General features: G+C 61.3%; 4 protein-coding genes, 1 tRNA gene and 1 pseudogene. All 6 read left to right on the top strand.

Going from position 1 to position 5,010, the window contains the following annotated elements; translation table 11 throughout:
- A pseudogene (locus tag QZ326_RS11115) lies at positions 1–386 on the top strand (MATE family efflux transporter); the annotation flags it as partial.
- A gap of 488 nt (positions 387–874) precedes the next feature.
- Positions 875–1,441: an SLOG family protein gene (locus QZ326_RS11110; RefSeq protein ID WP_295745176.1), complete on the top strand. Its 567-nt coding sequence runs from the start codon at positions 875–877 to the stop codon at positions 1,439–1,441.
- Complete coding sequence (locus QZ326_RS11105) at positions 1,419–1,880, top strand: DUF3795 domain-containing protein (protein WP_295745174.1); 462 nt, start codon at positions 1,419–1,421, stop codon at positions 1,878–1,880. The genes QZ326_RS11110 and QZ326_RS11105 overlap by 23 nt, the downstream gene beginning before the upstream one ends.
- 138 nt (positions 1,881–2,018) lie before the next feature.
- Positions 2,019–3,035 carry a glycosyltransferase gene (locus QZ326_RS11100; protein WP_295745172.1) on the top strand — a complete coding sequence of 339 codons (1,017 nt, stop codon included), beginning with the start codon at positions 2,019–2,021 and terminating at the stop codon, positions 3,033–3,035.
- A 24-nt stretch (positions 3,036–3,059) separates the two neighbouring features.
- Entirely contained in the window at positions 3,060–4,592 is a 1,533-nt protein-coding gene (locus QZ326_RS11095) for an O-antigen ligase (RefSeq protein WP_295745170.1), read from the top strand.
- 289 nt (positions 4,593–4,881) lie between these two features.
- Positions 4,882–4,957, top strand: a tRNA-Pro gene (locus tag QZ326_RS11090).
- The last annotated feature ends 53 nt before the right edge of the window (positions 4,958–5,010 follow it).

The raw sequence follows: 5,010 nt of genomic DNA, 5'->3' as shown, positions 1-5,010 counted from the left end.
GCGTCAAATTCATCGTCGGGGCATCCGTCCTCTGTACGGTAATCTCCATTCTGGCAACCGTCCCCCTGGTGGGCATCTTCACCCGGCCGGACAGCCCGGTGTATGATCTGGCGGTGACGGGAAACCGCCTGTGCTCCATCGCTCTGCTGTTCGTGGGGCTGAACGTCTTTGCCAGCGGTATGTTCACCGCCCTGTCCAACGGTGTGGTGTCCGCCGTGCTGGCCTTCTCCCGGTCATTCCTGTTCACGGTCGCCAGCATTCAGCTCATGCCCGTCCTGCTGGGCGGCGTCACCGGCGTGTGGCTGGCGACACCTGTGGCCGAGCTGCTGGGGACGGTGATGGCGGCAGCACTGCTGCTGAAATACCGGAAGCGGTATGGGTACTGATGTAAAACTTTTTTAGAGAACATAAACAGATAACGGGCGCTTGCCTTTGGGCCACGGGCAGGCGCTTTTATTATTTCCTCTGGAAATTTTGCGGCCTTGCCGTACACGGCCGGCATCGCCGCGGCAGACTGGTATGCCTCCTCGTTGTGGGGATACAGGATTCCGGCCATCTCGTTCCCTCCTTCTGGCTTTACTTCCGGCTTTACAACAGGATAGCCGTTTTGTTGTAAAGTATCCTGCGCCTGTTGGGTTCCTGCACATGGCACTAGACGCCATCTGTCCGCCAGACGGCAAAAAGACACAAAAACCAGACTGGAGAGGGATTTTTACCCTCCCCGGCCTGATTTTTGCACCTGTCAAAAGACTGATATGTACAAAATACAGCCTGTGCCCTATCCAATTATCACGACCCATGTTAAAAAGCTCTTTACAAACAGAAACAAGTGTTCTATACTGGGAGGAAGATGAAACGGAGAGGAGGCGGTTCTGTGCGGGCAAGGCAGATCTCCTGCTGCTTCACCGGGCACCGCCCGGCAAAGCTCCCCTGGGGCTATGCAGAGGCGGACCCCCGGTGCGTGTCTTTGAAACGGCGCATCGCGGACGCGGCGGAGGCCGCCTACGAGGAGGGGTACCGCCATTTTCTCTGCGGCATGGCCCTGGGGTGTGACCTCTATTTCTGCGAGGCCGTCCTCCGCCTGCGGGAGACCCGCCCGGGGGTGACCCTGGAGGCCGCCATCCCCTGCCCCACCCAGGCCGACGCCTGGCCCCCGGCCCAGCGGGAGCGGTACGCCCGGCTGGTGGCGGCCTGCGACTATGAGACCGTAGTCTCCGCCCAGTACACGCCCCACTGCATGCACCGGCGGGACCGGTACATGGTGGACCACGCATCCCTGCTGATCGCCGCCTTTGACGGCACCCCCGGCGGCACCCGGTACACGGTGGCCTATGCCATGGGGCGGGGCCTCTCCGTGGTGGATTTGCCCATTGTGCCGGAGCAGGGGAACAATTTGACAAACACGAAGGAGGAACACCATGAAATCCATCTGTGGAATTGACTGCGCAAGCTGCCAGCTGAGCGCCGCCTGCGGCGGATGCGCGGAAACCGGCGGCCGCCCCTTCGGCGGGGCGTGCATGGTGGCGGAGTGCTGCCAAAGGGGGAGTACGGCCCTGGCCCAACTGAAGGAGACGCTGATCAGCGCGTTCCGCGCCCTGGATATTCGGGACATGGAGGAAATTACGGACCTCAACGCCCTCAAGGGTTCTTTCATGAACCTCGAATACACCCTGCCAAACGGACAGGCCGTAAAATTCTGGGAGGACGGCAGAATCTATCTGGGCACGCAGGTGCGCAAAAAGGGCAGCGACCGGTATTACGGGATCGCCGCCGACGAAAACTACCTGATGGTATCCGAGTACAGCGGCTTCGGCTCCGACGCTGAAATCATCGTGTTCAAGCGTTGGAATCCGGAGACCGGCGGAACATCCGCCCGCTGATGCCGGACATAAAGGGCCCCGGCCTTTCTCCGCTTGACCTTCCGGTCGGAATGGGGTAGAATATACCTGTTATCCGCCCCCGCCTTTCAGCGGGGGACAGGCCGCCGCTGGAGACAGCGTTTTTTGAGGAGGGATGGCATGCCCGGCGTTTCCGTGATTGTCCCCGTCTATCAGGCGGAGAAATTTTTGTCCGCGTGCGCGGAGAGTGTGACAAACCAGACCTTTTCCGACTGGGAGCTGCTGCTGGTAGACGATGGCTGCACCGACGGCTCCGGCGCTATCTGCGACGCGCTGGCCGCGGCGGACAGCCGGGTCCGGGCCCTTCACCAGCCCCAAAATGCCGGCGTCAGCGAGGCCCGGAACCGGGGGCTCCGGGAGGCCCGGGGGGAGTACGTCGCCTTTCTGGACGCCGACGACACCTTTGAACCTCAGACGCTGGAGATTCTGTGGAACCTGCGGGCCCAGGCCGGGGCGGACACCGCCGCCTGCGCCCACCGGAACCTGTACCCCGGCGGGGACACCTCCGTGGAGCTGGTCCTGCCCGCCGGAGTCTATGACCGGCAGGGTATTCTGGAGGGGATTGTCTACCCCCTGCTTGGGGACCGGCTGACTCAGCCCGTTTTTAACGGCTTCATCTGGCGCTACCTCTTCTCCGCCCGGATTCTCCGGGACGCCGCGATTACCTTCGAGGGGGCCTACCTGGAGGACGAGATCTTTTTGATGGAATACTTCTGCAACGCCCAAAAACTGGCGGTAACGGAGGAGCCCCTGTACCGATACCTGCTGAACCCCGCCTCCGCCACCCACAAATATATGGCGGACTTCCGGCAGGTCTTTGCCCGTTTTATGGAGCGCAAAGCGGCCCTGGCAGAGAAATACGGCCTGGCGGCCGCCCGCCCCCAGTGGCGGGAAAACTCCAACTGGGCGGGCCTTCTGATCGCCATCGGCAACGAGTACGCCAAGGGCAATCCGAAGACGCAGGCGCAAAAGCGGCGGGCGGTGGAGGCGCTCTGCGCCTTGCCGGAGATGGCAGAGGCCATCCGGACTGTGATCCCCACGGGCATGAGCCGCAACAAACAGCTGGCAGCGGCTCTGGTGCGGGGGGGGCACTTCTTCCTGCTGACCCAGCTGTACCGCCTGAAAAACCGGGCCTGATTCCAAAGAAGCGAGGATATTTCTATGACCCTGATCCGGGAGAGTTTATTATACCGCCTGTGCCTGGCTCTGGCAGCCGTCTACGAAAGCAGCGCCCTCCACCGCCTGCTGGCCGCTCTGGGCCGCTGGTGCAACCGCCAGATCGACGAGAGCGTTGTTCTGCGCCCCCTGTGCCGGGAAGGCGCGGCGGCCAGAGCCTGGAAGGGCAGCCTTCTCTGCCGCGTTCTGTCCCTTCTGGTTAATCTGCCCGGCTGGCTGCTGCACAGGCTCTACAACGCCCTGCCAGTCACGTTTGAGGACAGCTTCTTTGCCCGGCTGGCCTTTGCGATGGGCGAGGAGACCGCCGTGGCAGAGTCCTGGCTGGTCATGCTGCTGTGGATCATTCCCTACGCGTATTGGAACAACGCGTACAGCCTTATGGGCTTTGCCCTGCTGCTGGCGCTGTTTTACATCGGGGCTATGCGCCGCAGGGACTTCCGGCTGGATATGGCGTCAGTTGGCTTTTACCCGGTGGTACTGCTGGGCGCGGTGGCCATGGGCGTGGTAAACTCCTACGCGCCATCTCAGTCTCTGCGGTTTTTGTTCTATCACTTCTCCGCTGCACTTTGCGTGGTGGTAACGGTCAGCGCCGTCCGCCACGGGGAGGATCTGAAACGGCTGGCCGCCGGCGGCGGAGTCTGCGTGCTGGTGTCCTCCCTCTACGGTGTCTATCAGCGCATTCAGGGCGTGGAGGTCAGCCGCTCCACAGTGGATCTGAAGGTCAATGCCGGAATGCCCGGGCGCGTGGACTCTTTTTTTGACAACGCCAACACCTTCTGTGAAGTTCTTCTCCTGCTGCTGCCCCTGGTGGTGGCGCTGATTCTCTGCTCCAGGCATCTTTACAGCAAACTGCTGGCCTGCGGAATCCTGGTGGTGGGCGTAGCTGCCGCAGGCATGACCTATTCCCGGGCCAGCTGGGTGGGGCTGGCCTGCGCCATGGCGGTCTTTGTCTTCCTGTGGAAACCCAGACTGATCCCCCTGTGCGCGGTGCTGTGCGTGCTGTGTATCCCGCTGCTGCCCACCACTATCTGGAACCGGATTCTGACCATCGGCAATCTGTCGGACTCCTCCACCCTGAACCGCCTGCCCACTCTGCGGGCGGCCGTGGAAGTAATCGCCAGCCGTCCTATCCGGGGCGTAGGCCTGGGCACTGCCACGCCCAAGGTGTTCATTGCCGACTGGAACCTCTACCACGCCGATTTTCCCTATGTCCACTCCCACAACTTTTACCTGGAGGTATGGCTTCAGACGGGCATTATCGGTGCGGTCAGCTTCGTGGGCGCCATGCTCTGGAACATCAAGCAGGCGGCCCGCACTGTCCGCCACTGCGCTTCCTCCACCGCCCGGACCATCACCTGTGCCGCGGCGTCGGCCCTGTGCGGCGCCATGGTCTGCGGTCTGGCGGACTACCTCTGGAACTACCCCAGAGTGATGGTCATCTTCTGGTTTGTCTTCGCCGTAGCCCTGGCAGGTGTGAAGGTGTGCCGCCAGGAAGAGAACTTCAGAGAACAGACTTGACCTTTGGAAGGAAATGCTGTAAAATAGGAGGGCTGGAGCGTGTCTGCTCCGGCCCTTTCCGCGGCAAAGCAGCGGGTGAGTCTTTGCTGTTATAACGGGGTGTTGCGCAGTTGGTAGCGCGCCTACTTTGGGAGCGTGGGCGGGGCCATCCACAATGGGAGTGGGCAAAGCCCGGAAGGCCTTGAAACAGTAGCGTTTGCCGGATTCTTACCAACGGCAAAACCGCTCCGAAAATCCCCCCTTGACCATAGGATTGACCACAGACAGGCAAAACGAAAAATTTTAATATCCGGGTGTAGTTCAGTTGATAGAACGCGCGGTTTGGGACCGCGAGGCCGCGAGTTTGAGTCTCGCCACTCGGACCATGATAAGTTGACAGACCGCCAAGGGGTTGGTCTGTCAACTTTTTATATTGAAC

Source organism: uncultured Oscillibacter sp. (assembly GCF_910587525.1).
Lineage (GTDB): Bacteria > Bacillota > Clostridia > Oscillospirales > Oscillospiraceae > Oscillibacter.
This window is presented reverse-complemented; position numbering and strand designations above follow the sequence as displayed.